20 protein-coding genes are annotated in these 19,019 nt (G+C 69.1%); 10 read left to right on the top strand and 10 right to left on the bottom strand.

Annotated elements, in window-relative coordinates:
• Nucleotides 1–1,458, bottom strand: coding sequence for an MFS transporter (locus tag ACZ1DY_RS31365; RefSeq protein WP_257485229.1), 1,458 nt, complete (start codon nt 1,456–1,458; stop codon nt 1–3).
• Between the two features lie 86 nt (nt 1,459–1,544).
• Between ACZ1DY_RS31365 and ACZ1DY_RS31370 the strand changes: the two genes are divergently transcribed.
• On the top strand, nt 1,545–1,931 hold the full coding sequence (locus ACZ1DY_RS31370; protein ID WP_126736066.1) for a MarR family winged helix-turn-helix transcriptional regulator: 387 nt from the start codon (nt 1,545–1,547) through the stop codon (nt 1,929–1,931).
• A 236-nt stretch (nt 1,932–2,167) separates the two neighbouring features.
• Here the strand turns inward: ACZ1DY_RS31370 and ACZ1DY_RS31375 are convergent, their stop codons facing one another.
• Entirely contained in the window at nt 2,168–3,064 is an 897-nt protein-coding gene (locus ACZ1DY_RS31375) for an LLM class flavin-dependent oxidoreductase (RefSeq protein ID WP_465485734.1), read from the bottom strand.
• Nucleotides 3,065–3,171: 107 nt separating this feature from the next.
• Between ACZ1DY_RS31375 and ACZ1DY_RS31380 the strand changes: the two genes are divergently transcribed.
• The 5 genes from ACZ1DY_RS31380 to ACZ1DY_RS31400 all read left to right on the top strand — a co-directional run bounded on the left by ACZ1DY_RS31380 (nt 3,172) and on the right by ACZ1DY_RS31400 (nt 6,910).
• On the top strand, nt 3,172–3,600 hold the full coding sequence (locus ACZ1DY_RS31380; protein ID WP_465481803.1) for a hypothetical protein: 429 nt from the start codon (nt 3,172–3,174) through the stop codon (nt 3,598–3,600).
• A complete protein-coding gene (locus tag ACZ1DY_RS31385; RefSeq protein WP_126736070.1) occupies nt 3,594–3,815 on the top strand; it encodes a helix-turn-helix transcriptional regulator in 222 nt (73 codons plus the stop codon). Before ACZ1DY_RS31380 ends, ACZ1DY_RS31385 begins: the two co-directional genes overlap by 7 nt.
• A 7-nt stretch (nt 3,816–3,822) precedes the next feature.
• The gene (locus tag ACZ1DY_RS31390) at nt 3,823–4,785 is read left to right on the top strand and encodes an NAD(P)-dependent alcohol dehydrogenase (RefSeq protein WP_465481804.1); all 963 of its coding nucleotides are present in this window, start codon (nt 3,823–3,825) and stop codon (nt 4,783–4,785) included.
• A gap of 83 nt (nt 4,786–4,868) precedes the next feature.
• A complete protein-coding gene (locus ACZ1DY_RS31395; protein WP_465481805.1) occupies nt 4,869–6,404 on the top strand; it encodes an alkaline phosphatase D family protein in 1,536 nt (511 codons plus the stop codon).
• A gap of 164 nt (nt 6,405–6,568) precedes the next feature.
• Nucleotides 6,569–6,910, top strand: a complete 342-nt coding sequence (locus ACZ1DY_RS31400; protein ID WP_457952312.1) for a hypothetical protein — start codon at nt 6,569–6,571, stop codon at nt 6,908–6,910.
• A 37-nt stretch (nt 6,911–6,947) separates the two neighbouring features.
• Here ACZ1DY_RS31400 and ACZ1DY_RS31405 read toward each other — a convergent pair whose 3' ends face one another.
• Both ACZ1DY_RS31405 and ACZ1DY_RS31410 read right to left on the bottom strand, forming a co-directional pair.
• Nucleotides 6,948–7,811 (bottom strand): alpha/beta fold hydrolase, encoded by an 864-nt coding sequence (locus ACZ1DY_RS31405; protein WP_257485225.1) that lies wholly within the window; start codon nt 7,809–7,811, stop codon nt 6,948–6,950.
• Nucleotides 7,812–7,839: 28 nt separating this feature from the next.
• Nucleotides 7,840–8,664 carry a GAF and ANTAR domain-containing protein gene (locus tag ACZ1DY_RS31410; RefSeq protein ID WP_371878827.1) on the bottom strand — a complete coding sequence of 275 codons (825 nt, stop codon included), beginning with the start codon at nt 8,662–8,664 and terminating at the stop codon, nt 7,840–7,842.
• Nucleotides 8,665–9,021: 357 nt separating this feature from the next.
• Here ACZ1DY_RS31410 and ACZ1DY_RS31415 point away from each other — a divergent pair, with 357 nt between their 5' ends.
• On the top strand, nt 9,022–10,449 hold the full coding sequence (locus tag ACZ1DY_RS31415) for a PP2C family protein-serine/threonine phosphatase (protein WP_465481806.1): 1,428 nt from the start codon (nt 9,022–9,024) through the stop codon (nt 10,447–10,449).
• Nucleotides 10,450–10,455: 6 nt separating this feature from the next.
• Here the strand turns inward: ACZ1DY_RS31415 and ACZ1DY_RS31420 are convergent, their stop codons facing one another.
• The 6 genes from ACZ1DY_RS31420 to ACZ1DY_RS31445 form a co-directional block, all read right to left on the bottom strand.
• On the bottom strand, nt 10,456–11,010 hold the full coding sequence (locus ACZ1DY_RS31420; protein WP_257485222.1) for an isochorismatase family protein: 555 nt from the start codon (nt 11,008–11,010) through the stop codon (nt 10,456–10,458).
• Nucleotides 11,011–11,078: 68 nt separating this feature from the next.
• Complete coding sequence (locus ACZ1DY_RS31425) at nt 11,079–11,906, bottom strand: poly(ethylene terephthalate) hydrolase family protein (RefSeq protein ID WP_465481807.1); 828 nt, start codon at nt 11,904–11,906, stop codon at nt 11,079–11,081.
• Nucleotides 11,907–12,043: 137 nt separating this feature from the next.
• Nucleotides 12,044–12,595, bottom strand: coding sequence for a hypothetical protein (locus tag ACZ1DY_RS31430; protein WP_257485220.1), 552 nt, complete (start codon nt 12,593–12,595; stop codon nt 12,044–12,046).
• A 157-nt stretch (nt 12,596–12,752) separates the two neighbouring features.
• Nucleotides 12,753–13,934: a cysteine desulfurase-like protein gene (locus ACZ1DY_RS31435; RefSeq protein ID WP_465481808.1), complete on the bottom strand. Its 1,182-nt coding sequence runs from the start codon at nt 13,932–13,934 to the stop codon at nt 12,753–12,755.
• Between the two features lie 80 nt (nt 13,935–14,014).
• Complete coding sequence (locus ACZ1DY_RS31440; protein ID WP_465481809.1) at nt 14,015–16,000, bottom strand: peptidase S8/S53 subtilisin kexin sedolisin; 1,986 nt, start codon at nt 15,998–16,000, stop codon at nt 14,015–14,017.
• Between the two features lie 127 nt (nt 16,001–16,127).
• Nucleotides 16,128–16,931, bottom strand: a complete 804-nt coding sequence (locus ACZ1DY_RS31445; protein WP_465481810.1) for a sulfite exporter TauE/SafE family protein — start codon at nt 16,929–16,931, stop codon at nt 16,128–16,130.
• Between the two features lie 91 nt (nt 16,932–17,022).
• Here ACZ1DY_RS31445 and ACZ1DY_RS31450 point away from each other — a divergent pair, with 91 nt between their 5' ends.
• The 3 genes from ACZ1DY_RS31450 to ACZ1DY_RS31460 all read left to right on the top strand — a co-directional run bounded on the left by ACZ1DY_RS31450 (nt 17,023) and on the right by ACZ1DY_RS31460 (nt 18,988).
• Nucleotides 17,023–17,796: an AraC family transcriptional regulator gene (locus ACZ1DY_RS31450; protein WP_465481811.1), complete on the top strand. Its 774-nt coding sequence runs from the start codon at nt 17,023–17,025 to the stop codon at nt 17,794–17,796.
• 95 nt (nt 17,797–17,891) lie between these two features.
• Nucleotides 17,892–18,668 (top strand): acetoin reductase, encoded by a 777-nt coding sequence (locus tag ACZ1DY_RS31455; protein WP_465481812.1) that lies wholly within the window; start codon nt 17,892–17,894, stop codon nt 18,666–18,668.
• Nucleotides 18,665–18,988: a putative quinol monooxygenase gene (locus tag ACZ1DY_RS31460; protein WP_257485214.1), complete on the top strand. Its 324-nt coding sequence runs from the start codon at nt 18,665–18,667 to the stop codon at nt 18,986–18,988. Before ACZ1DY_RS31455 ends, ACZ1DY_RS31460 begins: the two co-directional genes overlap by 4 nt.
• Nucleotides 18,989–19,019 lie beyond the last annotated feature (31 nt).

Genomic DNA, 19,019 nt, shown 5'->3' on the forward strand with positions numbered 1-19,019 from the left:
TCATTCGGCCGCGGCGAACTCCGGTTCGGCGACGGTGGAGCGGGCTTCGGCCTTGCGCAGGCCGACGATTCCGGACAGGGCCACCAGGACACTGATCACGGCGATACCGGTGACCACGGTGAGCGCGGGCGCCAGACCGTTCAGCAGCGCGGCCGAGCCGGTGGCACCGCCGGAGTTCCCGGTCAGGACCGCGGTCACGATGGCGAGCCCGATCGCGCCGCCGACCTGGATCGACGTGTTCAGCAGCCCGCCGGCGAGCCCCTGCTCGTCGTCGGAGATGCCGTTGGTCGCCTGGATGTTCAGCGAGGAGAACGCCAGCATGAAGCCGATACCCAGCAGGATCATGCTCGGCAGCACCGAACCGGCGTAGCTGGAGCTCTCGTCGATCCGCAGGAACAGCGCGTACCCGATGACGTGGGCGACGACACCGGCGAGGATCGTGCGCGGGGTGCCGAGCCGGTCGATCAGCGGCTCGATCCTCGGCGAACCGAAGGCCACGATCAGCGCGGCGGGCAGGAACCCGAGCGCGGTCTGCAACGCGGACCAGCCCAGCACGTTCTGCAGGTACAGCATGACGACGAACTGGAAACCGATGTAGGCGCCGAAGAACGTCGCGCCACCGAGGTTGGCGCGGGCCAGCGGGCCGGAGCGCAGGATGCCGAGCCGCAGCAGCGGGTGCTTGCTGCGCTTCTCGATGAACACGAAAGTGACGAGCAGGGCGAGCGCGAGGGCGAACGAGATCAGCGTCCGCGGCGCTGCCCAGCCGATCTCCGGTGCCTCGACCACGGCGAAGACCAGCAGGAGCGAACCGGCCGCACCGGTGATCGCGCCAGGGAAGTCGTAGCCGCCACCGGTCTGCGGCGAGTAGGACGGGATCAGCTTGATCGCGGCGGCCAGTGCGGCGAGCGCGATGGGCACGGGCAGGAGGAACGTCCAGCGCCAGCCCACCTGGGTGAGCAGACCGGAGAAGACGAGGCCCGCGGAGTAACCGCTGGCACCGAAGACGGCGAAGATGCTGATCGCCCGGTTGCGGGCGGGGCCTTCATGGAAGGTCGTGGTGATGATGGACAACGCGGCCGGCGCGGTGAACGCGGCGGCGAGACCCTTGATGAAGCGGGTGGCGATCAGCAGCGCGCCGTCGTCGACGAGGCCGCCGAGCAGGGAAGCGAGCGCGAAGACCGCGACGGCGACGAGGAAGACCCGGCGCCTGCCGAGCAGGTCGGCGGTGCGCCCGCCGAGAAGCAGCAGGCCGCCGTAGCCGAGCACGTAGGCGCTGATGATCCATTGCAGGGCACCGGTGGAGAGGCCGAGTTCGGCCTGGATGGACGGGAGGGCGACGGCGACCATCGACACGTCGAGCGCGTCGAGGCCAACGACGACGGACACAGTGAGCAGGACACCCCAGAGGCGCGCGTCCCACCTTGTCGAGCTGGTGGACAGCTGCACGGAAGAACTCATGATCCGTACAGTACATGCACACGCATCTAATGCAAGTGCATTTAATGACTTTGCATAAAATTCACGTGCATGCTATCTTGGGCCGCGTGAGCGACGTCGCCGAACAAGACCTGCTGCAGGAGTGGCGCGAACTTTCCGCCCGGCATGCGGCGGTCTTCGGCCGCCTCGAGTGCCGCCTCCAGGAGCGCCACGGCCTCGGTGTCACCGAGTTCGAAGCCCTGGAACGACTAGTCACCTGCGTCGTTGGCAAATGCCGCGCGGCCGACCTGACCGAGGTCGTGCACCTGAGCCAGAGCGCCACCTCACGACTCGTGGCCCGCCTCGAGCGCGAAGGGCTCGTCCAGCGCGCGCTCTGCGAGTCGGACCGGCGCGGGATCTTCGTCGTCGTGACCGACGAAGGCCGCCGTCGCTACGAAGAGGCGAAGCCGACGCACCGGGCGACCCTCGAAGAGACCCTCACCGTCGAAGCCTGACCTCGAGCCTCCAGGCCACCGCTCCTTTGCTTGCCACTGAAGTACGTGAAGGCCCCCTTCATTGCGCTAGACGCAATGAAGGGGGCCTTCACGTACTGAGGAAGGGGTGAAGGTCGAGTTTCCTCGGCTGAGCCGAGGCAAGGGGTCCTTCACGCGCGGTCGCCGTGACCACTGGGGCTGGTGGTGCCGCAGAGCCACAGACGGCGATCCGCAAGTCACTCACGAGGCGATCATGGTCAGCCCCGGGCCAGCTCCTCACGGATCGCCGGGACGACCTCGTTCCCCCAGCGGCCGAGCGCGCTGTCGGTGGTGGTCCCGTCTTCGACCGGGAAGTAGATGAAGCCCGCGGCGCCGTGGTCGCGCACCGCCGTGACCAGTTCCTCGACCCACTGCTCCGGCGAACCACCGACCCACCGCCCCTCGTCGTCACGCGGCGACGCCGTGGGCTTTTCCGTTATGCGGCCAGGGAAGTTGTAGATGGTGGCGACCTCGCCGGGGTCGCGGCCCGCGTCGATGGCGGCCTGGTCGATCACCGGACGGGATTCGGCGAACCGCGGGCTGAGCCAGTCCGCGGCGTGCCCTGGGATCCACCCGTCGGCGAGTTTTCCGGTCACCGCCAGGGATTTGGGCCCGACAGCGCCCGTCCAGACCGGGGGCGCGGGCGCGGCCGCCGGCACCAGCCCGTCGACGGAGTAGAACTCCCCCTCGAAGGTCACCGGTGCCCCGCCGCCGGAAAGTGCCTTGATCAGGGTGATCGCCTCACCCATCGCCCGGACCGCCTCGGCGGGCGTCCGGTGCGCGACACCGAGTTTGGCGATCTCCCGCCACAGCCCGCCCGCACCGATGCCGAGCGCGACCCGGCCGCCCGAGAGCGCCGAAAGCGACGTGATCGTCCTCGCCAGCATCGGCGCGGGACGGCTCGGCAGGTTGGTCACGTTCACCGCGGCCGTGACCCGCGACGTCCGGCCGAGGATCACGCCCAGCGCCGCGTAGGCGTCGAGCCGGTCGGCGAAGTACGGGTGGTCGGACAGGCTGACCAGGTCGAGTCCCGCACGGTCGGCCTGTTCGGCGTGCCGCAGGAGGTCTTCCACCTCGCCGACGCCGGTTTCGAGCCCGAAGCCGAACAGTGTCATCATTACTCCTCAAGTTCGTAGTACGCACTATTTGTATCACGAACTACTTGCCCGTGTCGAAGTAAAGAATATTTGACATGATGTCTAGAACTCTTTACCTTGGGCTCGTGGCGATGGAAGAGAAACGTGCGTGGATCATGGTGGTGGTCACGGTCTTCGGCTATGCCGCGTACCTGATCGTCGTCCTCCGCCGGGCGGGCTCCGGCCCGCTCGTCGACATCCCTTACGTGGCACCGTTGTTGTGGACGATCGGCGCGGCCGTCGCGGCTTCGATCGTGCTGAACGTCGCGGCCGCGATCACCTCACCGCGTGACGCGGGCCGCAAGGACCAGCGCGACCGCGAGATCGGCCGGTTCGGCGAGTACATCGGACAGTCGTTCGTCGTGATCGGCGGTGTCGCGGCGCTCGTCATGGCGATGGCGGAGCTGGACCACTTCTGGATCGCCAACACCGTGTACCTCGCCTTCGTCCTGTCCTCCCTGCTCGGCTCGATCGCGAAGATCGCCGCCTACCGCTGGGGATTCCAGGCATGGTGAAACCGACCAAGGTCACGAACTCCATCCGCGCCCTGCGGTTCGCGAAGGGTGAGATGACCCAGGCCGAACTCGCGGACCGGATCGGCGCCACCCGCCAGACGGTGATCGCCATCGAACAGGGCCGCTACTCGCCGTCCCTGGAGATGGCCTTCCGGATCGCCAGGGTGTTCGGCGTCGCGCTCGACGACGTTTTCCAGTACCCAGACCAGGAATGAGGCCGCCGTGAAGGCGATCGCCCAGAACGAGTACGGCTCCACCGACGTCCTGACCCTGACCGACCTGCCCGAACCCGAAGCCGGACCCGGCGGGGTGGTGGTGCGGATCCGGGCGGGCGCGGTCGATCCCGGCGTCTGGCACCTCATGGAGGGCACGCCGTACTTGGTGCGGCTGATGGGTTTCGGCGTGCGGAGACCGAAGGCCCGGGTCCGCGGGCTGGACTTCGCGGGCGTGGTGCACGCCGTCGGCGACGACGTGACCCGGTTCCGGCCGGGCGACGAGGTTTTCGGTACCTGCCAAGGTTCCTTCGCCGAGTACGCACTGACCACAGTGGACAAGATCGCCCGGAAGCCCGAGCGGCTCGGCTTCGACGAAGCGGCGGCTGTTCCCATCTCCGCTTTCACCGCGCTCCAAGCGCTCCGGGACAGAGGGCGGGTCGCGCCCCGGCAGAAGGTCCTGGTCATCGGCGCCGGCGGTGGCGTCGGCACCTTCGCGGTGCAGATCGCCAAGGCGTTCGGCGCCGAGGTGGACGGCGTGTGCGGCACGGACAAGGTCGACCTCGTCCGCTCACTCGGCGCGAACCGCGTTTTCGATTACACCCGTGAGGAGTTCGGCGGCGGCTACGACCTCATCCTCGATACCGCGGGCAACCGGTCGCTGGCCTCGCTGCGGAAGGCCCTTACCCCGCAAGGCACTCTCGTCCTCGTCGGCGGCGAGAGCGACGGGAAGTGGATCGGTGCGGTCGGGCGCAACGTGCGGGCGCTGCTCCTCGGGCCGTTCGTGAAGCAGAAGCTGCGCGGCCTGTTCTCCACGGAGGACCAGGACGATCTCCAGACGCTGCGGGCGCTCGTCGAAGCCGGGAAACTGACGCCGGTCATCGACCGGGCCTACTCGCTGGCCGAGGTGCCCGAGGCCATCCGCTACGTCCGCGAAGGGCACGCGCGCGGCAAGGTCGTCATCACCGTCTGATGTTCTCCCCCATGTCGGACTCCGGCCATCTTGGCGGTGTTCGGTGTCGGAGAGCGATCCGCCGAGTGCCGAGGAGACCACCGATGTCCGTCAACCGCCGCGATCTGTTGCGAGGCGCCGCCACCGCCGGTGCGCTGGGGCTGGCCTGGCCGTTGAGTTCGCGGATGACGGTCGCGCAGGCCGAGGAGGCCGCGGCGGCGCTGGGCGCGACCTGGGACGAAGCGCCGTTCACCCTCGGGGTCGCGTCCGGCGACCCGGTCCCGTACGGCGTCGCGCTCTGGACCAGGCTCGCGCCGAAGCCGATGGAGTTCGAGCAGCCGCTGGACGACACCGTCGAGGTCGCCTGGGAGGTCGCCACCGACCGCGGGTTCCGCCGCCGCGTGGCGCACGGGACGACGGCCGCCACCGCCAGGCTCGGGCACAGCGTGCACGTCCCGGTGTCCGGGCTGGAGCCGGGCGCTCAGTACTACTACCGCTTCCACGCGCTCGGCAAGGTCAGCCGGATCGGCCGCACCCGGACCGCGCCGGTCGGGCCGGTGCGGCGGGTGCGGTTCGCCTCGGCGAACTGCCAGGCCTTCCACGACGGGTTCTACGCGGCGCACGCCGGGATCGCGCGGGAAGAGCTGGATTTCGTCGTCCACCTGGGTGACTACGTCTACGAGCACGGGCAGGTCGGCGGGAATCCGCTGCGCGACCACGAAGGCCCCGAGGTGCTGACCCTGCCGGCGTACCGGCGGCGGCACGCGCTCTACAAATCCGACCCCTCGCTGCGGGACGCCCACGCCGCCCACCCCTGGTTCGTCACCTGGGACGATCACGAGGTCGTCAACGACTACAGCGGCACCACCCCGTCTTTGCGGGCGCGGCGCTCGGCGGCGTACCAGGCCTGGTTCGAGCACATGCCGGTGCGCCCCGACCACCCCTCGACGCCGAGGATCCACCGGCAGCGCCACTGGGGCGACCTCCTCGATCTGTCCATTCTGGATCTCCGGCAGTACCGGTCGGCACAGAACCTGCCCGACGGCACGATCCTCGGCGCGGACCAGAAGGCGTGGCTCAAGGACCAGGTGACCGGCGCCGGCGAGGCGTGGCACTGCTGGGTGAACTCGATCATGCTGAGCCAGCTCGCGAAGCCCGGCGGCGGCTACATGTTCACGGACCAATGGGACGGTTTCCTCGCCGAGCGCAAGGAAGTGCTGACCCACGTGGCCCAAAGCGGCCTCGAAGACCTCGTGGTGATCACCGGCGACTGGCATTCGGCGTTCGTCGACGACATCCGCCCGGACTTCGCGGATCCGTCCACCCCGGTGATCGGCACGGAGTTCACCGCGCATTCGGTCAGCTCCGGCGCCTACTCCCCCGAATGGAACGCCACGAACGGACCGAAGATGGGCGCGGCGAACCCGCATCTCAAGTACTTCGAGGGCAACCGGTACGGCTACGACGTCTACGAGGTCACCCCGCGCCGTTGGAGCACGCATATGCGCGTGATCGGCGACCGGCGCGACCCGCGCTCCCCGGTCAGCACCCTGACGACGTTCCACGTCGACCGCGGCAGGCCCGGATCGTACGAGGACCGCTCCACCATCACGTCTCCGGCGCAGTACCGGCGACGCTAGGCCAAAAGGGGAGCCGGGAACTCAGAAGAGGGGCGAGCGACGCTCTTTCGGAGCAGCGCGGTTCACCGCGCGCGTTCTCGTTTCACCTGCCCGATGAATTCACGACAATTCTTCCGTGCGGCTAACCTTGGCATTCCAATGGGAACTAGCCGCGGGAGAATTCGATGAAGAAGAAAATCGCCGCTTTAGTCATGGCCGCCTTTTCGGCGGCCGTATTCCTGGCCGCCACGCCGGCCTCCGCGGCGACCGAAGGCAGGTTCCCACCCTACGGTTGCAACGGTGATCGCTACGGAATCCTCTTCGGCGAGGGCATTTCCCTGACCTGCTTCTCGCTGCCGAGACACTCGGAGACCTACCGGGTGGTCGCCCACTGCGCGTCCGGATCCTCCTATTGGTACACCGTCGGGCATTGGGTCCCGATCGGTTTCGGCCCGTCGACGGCGGAATGTCACGGCGCCCTGCTTTCGAGCGCGTACGTGGCCGGATATCACGTAGACGAATTCTGATATCCGAATGACTAGATGTCGATCTTGACGGCGCGGTTCAGCGTCCGCTCCCGGCAGGTCCCCACCGGCCCACTTCCGCGGTGAGCCACCGATGCAGCGAGAAGGCCAGTTCGACCGGCGCGTCGTACTGGATCAGATGCCCGGCCTCGGGAATGACGTCCAGGAGGGCACCGGGAATCGCGCCGGCGAGCCGTTCGGCCCGGTCCACCGGGATCCACGTGTCGTCGGCGCCCCAGATCACCTTCACCGGCAGCGCCAGTTCCGGATAACGGTCCTGGATCTCGTCGGTGTACCGGACGTCGGCCTCGGCGATCTGCCGGTAGAAGGCGCGTTGTCCCTCCGCGTCCAGCCAAGGCCCGGTCAGCGTGGCCAGCTGCGCGGCGGTGAGACCACGATGGGAGGCCGTCCCGATGTAGGACTCCAGCGCTCCTCGGTGCACCACCGGGGGTTGCGCCTGGAAGACTTCGGCGTTCTCCGCGACCAGCCGGAAGAACTCCGAACCCCACGGCCGCAGCGCGACGACGTCCACCAGGGCGAGCGAGGCGTATTCCGCGCCGTGCAGCAGCTTCGCGCGCAGCGAAACGGCCCCGCCGTAGTCGTGGGCGATCACGTGCGGGGCGGCCAACCCCCAATACGCGAGCAGATCGGCGAAAAGCTCGCCCTGCGTCCCGAGATCGACGGCGTGGCCGGGATCCTTCGACGAACGGCCGTACCCCGGCATGTCCCAGACGTGGACGGCGAATTCCGCGCTGAGCGCTCGCGCGAAAGGCGCCCACAGTTGCGCCGACCACGGTGTCCCGTGACACAGCACCACCGGGGCGCCTTCGCCGAGGCGTTCCCACGCCACCGAACGGCCACGCCATTCGAACGTCCGCGACAACTCCAGCTCGCCGAAACCCATGACCGCGATCGTAGTGGCGGCCGCCCGCTCAGTCCGGCAGTTGCAGTTCCGTATGCCGTTTGGACAGCATCTCCGCCAGCTCACGGAGTTTGACGTTCATGTTCTGCGACGTGTGCCGCAGCACCTCGAACGCCTCCGCGGCGTCGATCCCGCGCCGCGCCATCAGGATGCCCTTGGCCTGCCCGATCGCGTCGCGGCTGTCGAGCGCCTGCTGGAGCTGCTCCTCCTGGAGCTGGCCTCGCGTGACCGCGTGCGTCGTCGCCAAGGCCAGTGACGCGTGCGTCGCCAGAAGCAGCAGCACGTCGCGGTCGGCCTTGGCGATGCCGTGCGGGCTTCGCGAATAGACGTTCAGCGCGCCGGAAGGCTGCGAACTCGACGCCTCCGGCAGGAGTGCCGTCGAGACCAGCGAATGGAACCCGAGCGCCGCGGCGGCGGGACCGAAGCGCGGCCATCGAGCGTCTTCCGCCAGATTGTCGCTGAACGCCGCCGCCGGCCCCGAAACCCGCGCCGCTTCGACGCAAGCACCCTCGCCGTACTGGTACTGCAGCTGATCCAGATCGCCGGCGATCTCGTCGGTCCGCACCGGCGTGTGGAACCCTCCGTCGGGATCGAGGAGGGTGACGCTGACCAGATCCGCGCCCGGTACCAGGTCACGCGTCGCGAAGACCACCCGTTCGAGTACCGCCGCGATCGAACCGGAATCCAGCAACGCCCTGGTCAGGGCCACGAACTGGGTGACCAGTGGCCCAGCGATGAGCCGGGCGCCGTTCTCTGAGGTCACCGGCAGGTCGCCGTCGCCGACATCCTCGACGAATCGGTTCTTGTCCTGCTGCCAGTCGAATTCATCGGCCAAAGCCCGCCTCTCCCACTTCTGCACATCGGCGTGATGCACCACGGGAGTCACCGGCGGGAACCGGCGCCGAGCGCGCACCATCAACCGCCGCAACCAACCCGGTTACCGGCGGATCGGCGCTAACTTCTCAACGCTCAGAACCGCTTTCGGAAACCGACCTTAGCCGAATGCGATCACCCGGCCTACCGCGACCCACGTTCCGCCCGTCACGAATCACCTCCTTCGGTCGTGCCGACGATGAACGGTTCGTCCACCTGGCGTAACTCCGCATCGGCCCGTCGGCTCCCGGCTCATGTTTCACCTCGGGCCGCCGTGGTACCCGGGCCGGTGTCGCCGAGAACCCCGGGGGTGATCACTGTGTCCACGCTCCAGGCCGCGGAGCAGCGACGGGTCATCGCCGAATGCTTCGCGCGCACAGGGCTCACCCTGGAGCAACTGTGGCTGAGGTATTTCGCGCTGGGCGGTGACGTCAGCGAAGCCGACTTGGCGGCCTACCTGAGGGGCGTGCTCCCCCTGCCCAGCATCCAGCGGGACATGGTGGCGCACGCGGTCAACGAGCGGCTCGACGAGCTCTCGGGTACGCGGCGGGCGCCGTACAGCCGCGACGTCGGCGACGGCAGCCGCCCCCGCGGTCTCCTGGCCGCGCTGGTGGGACTTCTCGACGGCGCCCAGCGGGTCTCTCCCGAGCGGCTGCCCGCGATCGTCGCCGCCGCGGGCCGGGCGCTCGACCTGGAGCTGACGGTCTACCTCGCCGACTACGAGCAGCGGCAGCTCCACCCCCTCCCCACCAAGTTCGCACCCGCCCGGCCGCCGCTGCCCATCGAGGCCGGCACCGCCGGACGGGCCTACCGGCACGCCGGCACCGTGCTGTCCGAGGAGCCGGGCGGGCCGCGGCTGTGGACCCCGCTCCTGGACGGCGACGAGCGGATGGGCGTGCTCGAGATCGGCGCCGTCCAGGGCGCCGACCTCCACGACCCCGCCCTGCGCACCCAGTGCCAGTGGCTCGCGTCGCTGTCCGGCCACCTCATCGCCGCCGCGATGCGCTACGGCGACGGCCTCGACACGACCCGGCGCCGGAGGTGGCGCGGCCCCACCGCCGAGCTGCTCTGGCAGAACCTGCCGCCGCTGACGGCGGCGACGGGCGACTTCGTGGTCGCGGGCGGCGTCGAGCCCGCCTACGACGTTCGCGGAGTGTCCTTCGACTACGCCCTTTCCGAAACGACGGCGTGGCTGGCGATCTTCGACGCGGGCCGGGACACCGGGCCCGCGGGTCTGGCGGTCTCGACGGCGCTCGCTGCCTATCGATCGGCCCGTCGCGAAGGCCAGGATCTACGCGGCCAGGAAAGCGCTGTCGACAAAGCGCTTTCAGCGCAGTTCCCTGACGGCACCACGGTCCGCGGCACGCTGACCGAAGTGGACCTCACCCGAGGCACACTGCGCCATCTCGAAGCGGGCGGCGAACCACCGCTCGTGTTCGGCACCGGGCACGGGCCGGCCACAGTGGACAGTGCGCGGCGGCCACCGTTCGGCGACGGCGGCCCCGGGCACATCACGACCGCTCACCTCCGGCCCGGAGAGCTCCTAGTCCTGCACACCGAAGGCCTCACGGGAGCGCGCACCGCCGACCGTGAACGGTTCGCGCTCGCCGACAGCCTGGCCGCCGGCGCCGGGCACGTACCGCCGGAAATCGTCCGCCGCGTGCTCGACGCGGCGAAGTCCCACCACGGCAGCGATTTCACGGGCGACGCCGGACTGCTGATCGCCTACTGGCCAGGAACGCGGTGAAGAGGTTCAGCCGCGGAAATCGACGTCTTCCGCCTTGACCGTCCCTCCCTTCCGGCCCGGCGCGACCTGGTGCCGCCAGTACAGGTTCGTGTGCGCGATGACCTGCTCCGGCGTCGGCGCGCCCCACTCCGATTTGTCGAAGGTCGTGTGCGCGTCACCGACCAGCGTCGCGTCGTACCCGCGGACCATCGCGCCGTGCAGGGTCGAACGGATACAGGCGTCGGTCTCCGCCCCGACGACCACGAGCCGTCCGACCCCGCGCTCGGCGAGCACCTGCTCCAGATCGGTGTCCTCGAACGAGTCCCCATAGGACTTTTCGACGAGAGGCTCGGAGTCTTCACGGTCCAGCTCGCCGACGATGCGCCACTCTTCGCTGTCCCGCACGAGTTCATCGTCGGAATGCTGCACCCAGACGACCGGCACGCCTTCCCTGCGCGCCCTGCCGACGAGTCCGCCGATTTTCGCGACCACGGCGTCGCGCTCGTGGGCCTCGTCGACGACGCCGTTCTGGACGTCGACGACGAGGAGCGCGGTGTTCGGCCGGTTGACGAGTGTGGTCATCGCGGATATCCCTCCAGGTCAGGCTGCTGTGGCAGACCTTAACCCCGGGCACCGACAAGATCCGTCGATCAAGCGCCCGGGACGGCCAGCGCCTTCGCGTTGCGACGGACGTCGGACCACGCCCCGTCACGGCACAATCCGCAGGACGGGCCGAAGAACTCCGCGCGGGCCCGCTCGTCGCCGGAGAGCCAGAACCGGAACCACGCCGTGATCACGCCGCGGAACCCGCCCCCGTCGCCGACCGGCGTGAAATGGGTCGCTCCGCCGAGTTCGGCGTAGATCGCGGGGACCTGGTCCGCCAGGCGGTACCGCGGAATGACCAGCAGCCCGGGAACGACGATGGTGTCGAACTGCCCGCCCAGGAAGAACGAGGGACCCTTCAGCGCCGCGGCCGAGCCCTGCGGTCCGGGTTCGATCGGGATCGTCGTGGTGACGCGGGCGTCCGCGCCGGCGACGATCGCCCCGCCGCCGCCCTGGGAGTGGCCGGTGGCACCGATGTGCGCCGTGTCGATCTTCCCTTGGTACGGGCTGCCGGGACGGGAGTTCTCGGCGATCAGGGTCGTGGCCCCGGCCAGCATCTCCTGACCGGAACCCGCGTTCGGCGTGTCGGCCGCCGCGACCACGAAACCGTGGGACGCCAGATGCCGCAACAAGCCGTCATAGATCTTCGGGCCGGCACCGGTCCCGTTGCCCCACAGGATCACCGGGTGCTTCTCCAGCCGCGAAGGCCGGTACACGGTATGCGTGCTGTCGAGGGCTTCGACTGTCACCGTGTAGGGCCCTGGTTCACTCCACCGGCTCGCGATGCCGGTCTCGGCCGTCGCGGCGGGCGCGATGCCCACGGTCGCGAGCGCGACCATCCCGGCGATCAGTATCCGTGCGCGAAGTCTCCCCATCGTGGCCACCGTCCCGTTCCGTCCGGGCCCCGTTGCCCGCGACGCACCTCCCAGCGTGTCGGCACGGTCACCGTAGGTCCATGGGGCCGATCACAAGATCGGGCGAACGAGTCTTGTGATCGGCCCCAAAACCGGGGTCAGCCGATCAGCTGCCACAGGTAGCTGGGGCTCTTGACCGGCGCGACGGCGTTCTTCTTCCAGAGGTACTTGACCTTGCACGGCGGGACGATCCGGTACTTCTGCACGGTGAACGAGCGCGCTTCCTTGTACTGCTGCAACCGCAACGTCTTCCCGGCGGGCACCGTCGCGGAATAGGACCAGGAATCGGACTTCGAGTAGCTCGCGCCGACGCTCACCGCCAACGAGACACTCGCCTTCGCGAAGATGACACCCGCCTCGGCACTGGTCGTACCGGTGATGGACGCGTTGACCGACGAGGTCGTGGTCTTGTTGTAGGTGATCGTCCCCGGCCCGCGCAGGTAGTCGCTGCGGAGATTCGTCTTCATCCAGGCCTTGGCGCCGTTCGAGATGGTGTAGTCGGGCGGATCGTTGACCTCGGGGCAGGGCTGGATCGCGAGCGACCGTGCCCCGGCCCCGAGTGCCGCGGGCGCCACGCACAGCGCGCAACCGAGAAGGACAGAAGCGGCCACCGACCGGAAACGCATCGCGAACCTCCCGTTGTCGATCATGACCGAACGGTAATACGGCTCCCGGCGACGGCGCGGAAATCCAACCTGTTCGAGTTACGGAAATTCGCGTGCCCGAACGGACGACACGCATGATCAGGTGGACGACATGCGGTGGAGCCCGTCCGGTGCGGGTCGCCGCACTGTCCACTGTGGTCTGTCACCCGAAAGCCGAAAGCCCGTCCAGCAGCCTGTCGACGTCCTCGGTGCTGGTGTACGGTGCCAGCCCGACGCGGAGCGCGGGGTCCTCCAGCTTCAGGGCCGCGAAGACTTCGTATGCGTAAAAGGATCCCGCCGGTGCGACGACGTTCCTCTCGGCGAGGTACTCCTGCGCCTCGCGCTCGCGGCCGCCGAGGCCCATCAGGACGGTCGGCGTCCGGTCGGCGGCCTTGCCGTGGACGGTGACGGCGTCGCCCAGTCCCTTCTCCAACCGGGCGAGCAGCAGGCTTTCGTGCTCGTGCAACGAGTTCATCGAGTTCGCCAGCCGCGCCCGCCGCGATCCGGCCGATCCCGGGTCGAGCGCGGCGAGGAAGTCCACGGCCGCCGTCGCGCCCGCGAGTATTTCGTACGGCAGCGTCCCGAATTCGAACCGTTCGGGCACGGTGTCGGGCGACGGCATGAGCTTGTCCGGCTCGACGGTTTCGAGGAGTGACGGCGACGCGCCGAGCACCCCGCAGTGCGGGCCGAGGAACTTGTAGGGCGAGCAGACGAAGAAATCCGCTCCCAGCGCGGGAACGTCCACCAGGTCGTGGGCGGCGTAGTGGACTCCGTCCACGAACACCAGCGCCCCGGCGTCGTGGGCGAGATCAGCGATCCGGCGGATCGGCGGCTTCGTGCCGAGGACGTTCGAGGCCGCCGTGACCGCGACCAGCTTCGTCCTTTCGGTGAGGACCAGCGTATCGAGGTCGAGTTCGGTGGTCTCGGGATCGACGTCGAGCCAGCGGACGGTCATCCCGGCTCGGTCCGCGGCCTGGACCCACGGCCGGACGTTGGCGTCGTGATCGAGACGGCTGACGACGATCTCGTCGCCCGCACGCCAGTTTTTGGCCAGGTGCCGGGAAAAGTCGTACGTCAGCTGGGTGGCGCTGCGGCCGTGGACGACACCTTCGGCTGGCACACCGAGGAAGTCGGCGTAAGCGGCACGGAACGCGGCGACGGCGTTCTCCGCGTTGAGTTCGGACGGGCTGACCTTGCCCCGGTTCGACAGCGGACCGGTGAGCGTCCGGGCGATGGCGTCGGCGACGGGCCGGGGTGTCTGGGTACCCGCGGGCCCGTCGAAGAAGGCGGTTCCGTCGGCGAGGGAAGGGAAGTGCAGCCGGAGGGCGGCGACGTCGATGGCCATGCCCTCGACTCTGACATTCGACGGGGGACCGAGTAAACGCTTCGTGGCCGGAACTTTCTCCGGCCACGAAGCGCCAGGACTCAGTACAGCTTCAACCGGTACGCGCCGGACTGCGCGGTGCCGGCGAACAGATACCGGCCGTCCGCGCTGATCGCCAGGGAGAGCACCCTGGGATCGGGCAGCGCGCCGGGCACGGGCGACCAGGTGCGGCCGAAGTCCGTGCTGCGCAGCACGCCTCCCCCGGTCGCGTCGCTCGCGAACCACACCCGGAAGTCGAACGGATGCGGCAGGATGCGGCTGATCTCACGGGGGTCCTCGCCGTCGCGGACCCGGCGGAACGTCCGGCCGCCGTCCTCGCTCAGGTGGATGCCCGCGCCGCCGATGAGCACGCGGCCGCCACCCCACCGGCTGACGGAGATCGAACTGACCGGTTGGCTCGTGACGTGGGTCCAGGTCTTGCCGCCGTCGTCCGACCGGGACAGGCCGCCGGAGTCCCCGCCCCAGACCCGGTTCGGGTTCCACGGATCACCGGCGAACGTGGTGAAGCCACTGTCGATCGAGAGCTTTTCCCAGGTCTTCCCGGCGTCGTCGCTGCGATGGAGCACGTAACCGCTGGGCGCGAAGGCCGAGACGATGATCCGGTCCGGATCGGCCGGGTGAGCGAAGATCGTCCTGGGGAGCCCTTCCTTCGCCTTCGCCGCGAACTGCCAGCTCCGCCCGCCGTCGCCGCTGCGCAGCACGTCGAGCGAGAACCCGTTCCTGGTGACCTGCCAGACGACGTCCGGGCGGCCCGGCGAGACGGACAGGCTCGCGTCCTCGTGCAGCCGGTCGGTGGGGTGCGACTGCCAGACCCGGTCCGTCGCGGAGACCTTGCCGCGCGGGAGCGGGGTGTTGTAGATCTCCTGCACACCGGCCGCGACGACGCTCTCCCGCAGGAGGTTCCCGGTGGTCACGAGGTCGCGAATGGTCTCACCGGGCACGCCGATCTGCTGGTATCCGCTCTTGCCGCCATCGGCGTACACGCCGCGGTACAGCGAGGAGATCAACGTGGTGGCGGGTTTGCCCGGCGCTGCGGGAAGCTCGATCATGTCGCTGACGCCTTCGCCCGGGGCGGGCACCGGTTTGCGGGCCCAGGTGCGGCCGAAGTCCGGGCTGACGTCTATGTCGTTATACGTCGAGACGTACAGCCGTCCGCCGACGAAACGTGGTTCGCGCAGGGTCTGCCCGGCGGGCTCGCGGCGCAGCACCGTCCAGGTCTTGCCACCGTCGGTGGAGCCGTGTAGTTCGGAGCCGACCGTGACCACGAGGCGCCCGCCGTCCGCGGCGACCTGATTGACCTCGCCGTTCGTCCGGTAGACGAGTTCGGCCTGCGGCTCCTTGCCGCTGACCCCGCGGACCGCCCAGAGCGCGTATTCGGGGTAGACCGTCGTGAAGTAGGCGTCGTCGCCGACCATCGTGAGCTTGAGCGCGCCGACCGGCGAGGCGATCCCCTCGCGCGGCCAGGTCCTCGGCACGTCGTTCCAGTTTTCGCCGCCGTCGATGCTGACGCTCAGCGAGTCGAGGTTCTGCACCACGACGACCCGGCCTGTCGGGTCCGTGGCCATCCCGAACGCGCCGTCGGGGTACCACTCGCGCAGAGTCTCCCAGGTCTGGCCACGGTCGGTGGTCCGCAGGAACATCCCGTGCCACTCGCCGGGCATCCCGCCGGGCGAGTTGCCCACCGCGAGCATCCGGTCCGGGTTCACCGGATCGGCGAAGAATCCCTGGATGGACGTGTCCGCCGGCAGGCCCCTGCGCACGGTCCACGAGGCGCCGCGGTCGCCGGAGAGCCACAGGGCGGGCGGGCCGGGCACCATCATCGCGAGACCGGCGGGTGAAACCGCCAGCAGCCCGCCGACGCTGTTCGGGCCGACGGGGTCCCAGGCGCCGTGCGGCTGTCCGGTCGCGTTGACCTCGGCAGGCGGCAGCTGGGGTTCGGCGGTGGCCACCGACGTCGCCCCGGTGGTCCCGAGAGCCGTCAGCAGTCCGAGAACGAACATGCGTTTGGTGATCGATCTCAGTTTCATGCGGGAGATCTTGGCGCAAGTTCCCCCAAAGGTATAGAGGATTCGTCGGATCTTTGCCTGTCGATAACCCCTTGCCATCCCGGTGAGGCCTTGTCAAGGCTTGACATGAGCCGAACTCATCGGATCACTAACGGACGACGACCGCTATCAGTGCGGTGGCGAGCAAGGCGAGGTACGCGATGGCGTGGGCGCGATCCGGGATGCGGCCGACCACCCGGCGGGTCACGGCGATGGCGGGCAGCGACCCGCACAGCAGCGCACCCGCGGCCACCAGGTCGATGTAGCCGAGGTGGGCGGCGCCCGGGGCCGGATCCGTCGCCGCGAAGGCGTAGACGGCCGTGCCGATCACCGCCACCGGCAGGCTCAGCGGGTTCGCCAGCGCGGCCGCGTCGGCCATCGGCAAACCCTTGCGCCGCATGAGCGGGACGGTGAGGACGCTGCCCCCGACCCCGAGGAAGCTCGCCACGGCACCGATCCCGGTGCCGCCCGCGCTGGTGGTGAACCCGCCGAGCGCACGCGGCAGGCCGTCGTCCCGCCTGTTCACGAATCCCTTCCGGGCCACGCTGTCGGCGATGGTCAGCGCGAGATAAGCGACGAAGAGCCAGCGCAGCACGCCCTCGTCGGCCATGGTCGCCGCGAAGGACCCGAGCACGGCGCCCAGGCCGATGAACGCGATGAGCGGCCACAGGTAGTCGCGGCGAAGCCGTCCAGTCCGCAGTTGCGCGGCGGTCGCGCTCCCGGCGTTGACCACCATCACCGCGGTCGACGTGGCCACCGCCACGTGCATCGCGGACGACGCGTTCTCCGGGGCGGCGAGCGCGAAGGCGTAGACGACGGGAACGGTGACGAATCCGCCGCCGAATCCGAAAAGGACGGTGGTGACCCCGCTCAGGCATCCGAACGCGAGGAGCACCGAGATCTCGATCAGCACTCCTGCGACGGTAGGCGCCCTGGGCGCGGCGGGCATTCGAAAGAACGCCACTTTCTTTCGCGTATCGGACATCCGGCGTACGCTGGGTGATGTGCGCGACATCCCCATCGACGAGGTCGACCACCTCGACCGCGCGGTGGTGGCCATCCGCACCGATTACCCGCCGGGGCACCGGATCCTGCCGCATCGGCACCGGCGGGCGCAGTTCCTCTACAGCGCGACGGGATCGATGCGGGTCGAAACGGCCGACGGCACGTGGACCATCCCGACACGGCGGGCGGTGCTCGTGCCGCCGGAAACGGTCCATCAGGTCTTCACCACGACCGTGAGCACCCGGAGCCTGTACATCGAGCCGAAGGCGGTGCCCTGGTTCCCGCGCCGCTGCCAGGTCGTCGAAGTCTCCGCGCTCCTCCGCGAACTCCTGAACGAGGCCGTCGGCGTGCCCGAGCTGTACACCCCGCGCGGGCGGGACGCCGCGGTCATCGGCCTGGCCCTGCACGAGATCCGCCGGGCCGCCCCGGTCCGCCTCGATCTCCCGCTGCCCAAGCACGACCGGCTGCGCGCCCTGTGCGAGTCCTTTTTGGACGATCCGGACATCCACGATCCGGCCGGCGGCTGGGCCGCCCGGCTGCACGTGAGCGAGCGGACGCTGAACCGGCTCTTCACCACCGAAACCGGGATGGGTTTCGCCCGCTGGCGGCAGCGGGCCTGCGTCCTGCATTCCCTCTCGCTGCTGTCGGACGGTCTTCCCATCGCCGGGATCGCCGCCTCGCTCGGCTACGAGAGCCCCGCCGCGTTCTCCACGATGTTCACCCGGCTTCTCGGCACCTCGCCGAAGGACTATCGCGCCGCGTCGTCGCTCTGATCGCCGTGTCTCAAAGTGAGACACGAGGCCACTCCCAAGCTGCCGTCGCCGCCCCTACCTTCCGTTCAAGCCCAGGCGAACAAGGGAGTCATCGCATGAGCAAGAACGTACTCGTCACCGGTGCGGCACGAGGAATCGGAAAGGGGATCGCGCTCCGGCTCGCCGCCGACGGGCACGACGTCGCGGTCAACGACGTCGCAGCCAACGAAGCGGAACTCGAAGCGGTCGCCAAGGAGATCCGCGAAACGGGACGGCGCTCCGCGGCGATCACGGCGGACGTTTCGGACCCGGAATCGGTCACCGCCATGGTCGCCGAAACCGCCGGCGCGCTGGGTTCCCTCGACGTCATGGTGGCGAACGCGGGGATCGCGCAGGTCCTGCCGCTGCTCGAAGTGACCCCGGAGGACTGGGACCGGATGATGGCCGTCAACGCGCGCGGCATCTTCCTCTGTTACCAGGCCGCGGCGAAGCAGATGATCCGGCAGGGCAACGGCGGCAAGATCATCGGCGCGGCCTCCATCGTCGCCCATCGCCCGTTCGCGTTGCTCGGCCACTATTCCGCGTCCAAATGGGCGGTGCGCGGGCTGACCCAGGCCGCCGCGATGGAATGGGCGCGCCACGGCATCACCGTCAACGCGTACTGCCCCGGCATCGTCGGGACGGCCATGTGGGACCTCATCGACGAGAAACTGGCGGAATCGGAAGGAATCCGGAAGGGACAGGCGATCGAGAAGTACTCGAACCTGATCCATCTCGGCCGCGTCTCCGTTCCCGAGGACGTGGCGGCGTACGTGTCGTATCTCGCTTCGCCGGATTCCGACTACATGACCGGCCAATCGGTGATGATCGACGGGGGAATCCAGTTCTCATGATCTTCATCACGGCGAAGTTCCGGGTCCGCCCCGAACACGCGGACCGATGGCCGGAGATCGCGCGCGAGTTCACCGAGGCGACCCGGGCCGAGCCCGGTTGTCTTTGGTACGACTGGGCTCGCAGCCTCGACGACCCGGACGAATACGTGCTCGTCGAAGCGTTCCGCGACGACGAGGCGGGTGCCGCCCACGTCGGTTCGGAACATTTCCGCACGGCCCAGCGCGAGCTTCCGCGGTACCTGGCCGAGACGCCGCGCATCGTCAACGCGAAGGTCGATCAGGACGATTGGTCGGAGCTGGGCGAACTGGCCGTCGAGTAGTTCCCTTGTCCCGCCTCGGTTCCGGGGCGGG

Source organism: Amycolatopsis sp. PSD-21, from assembly GCF_055561455.1.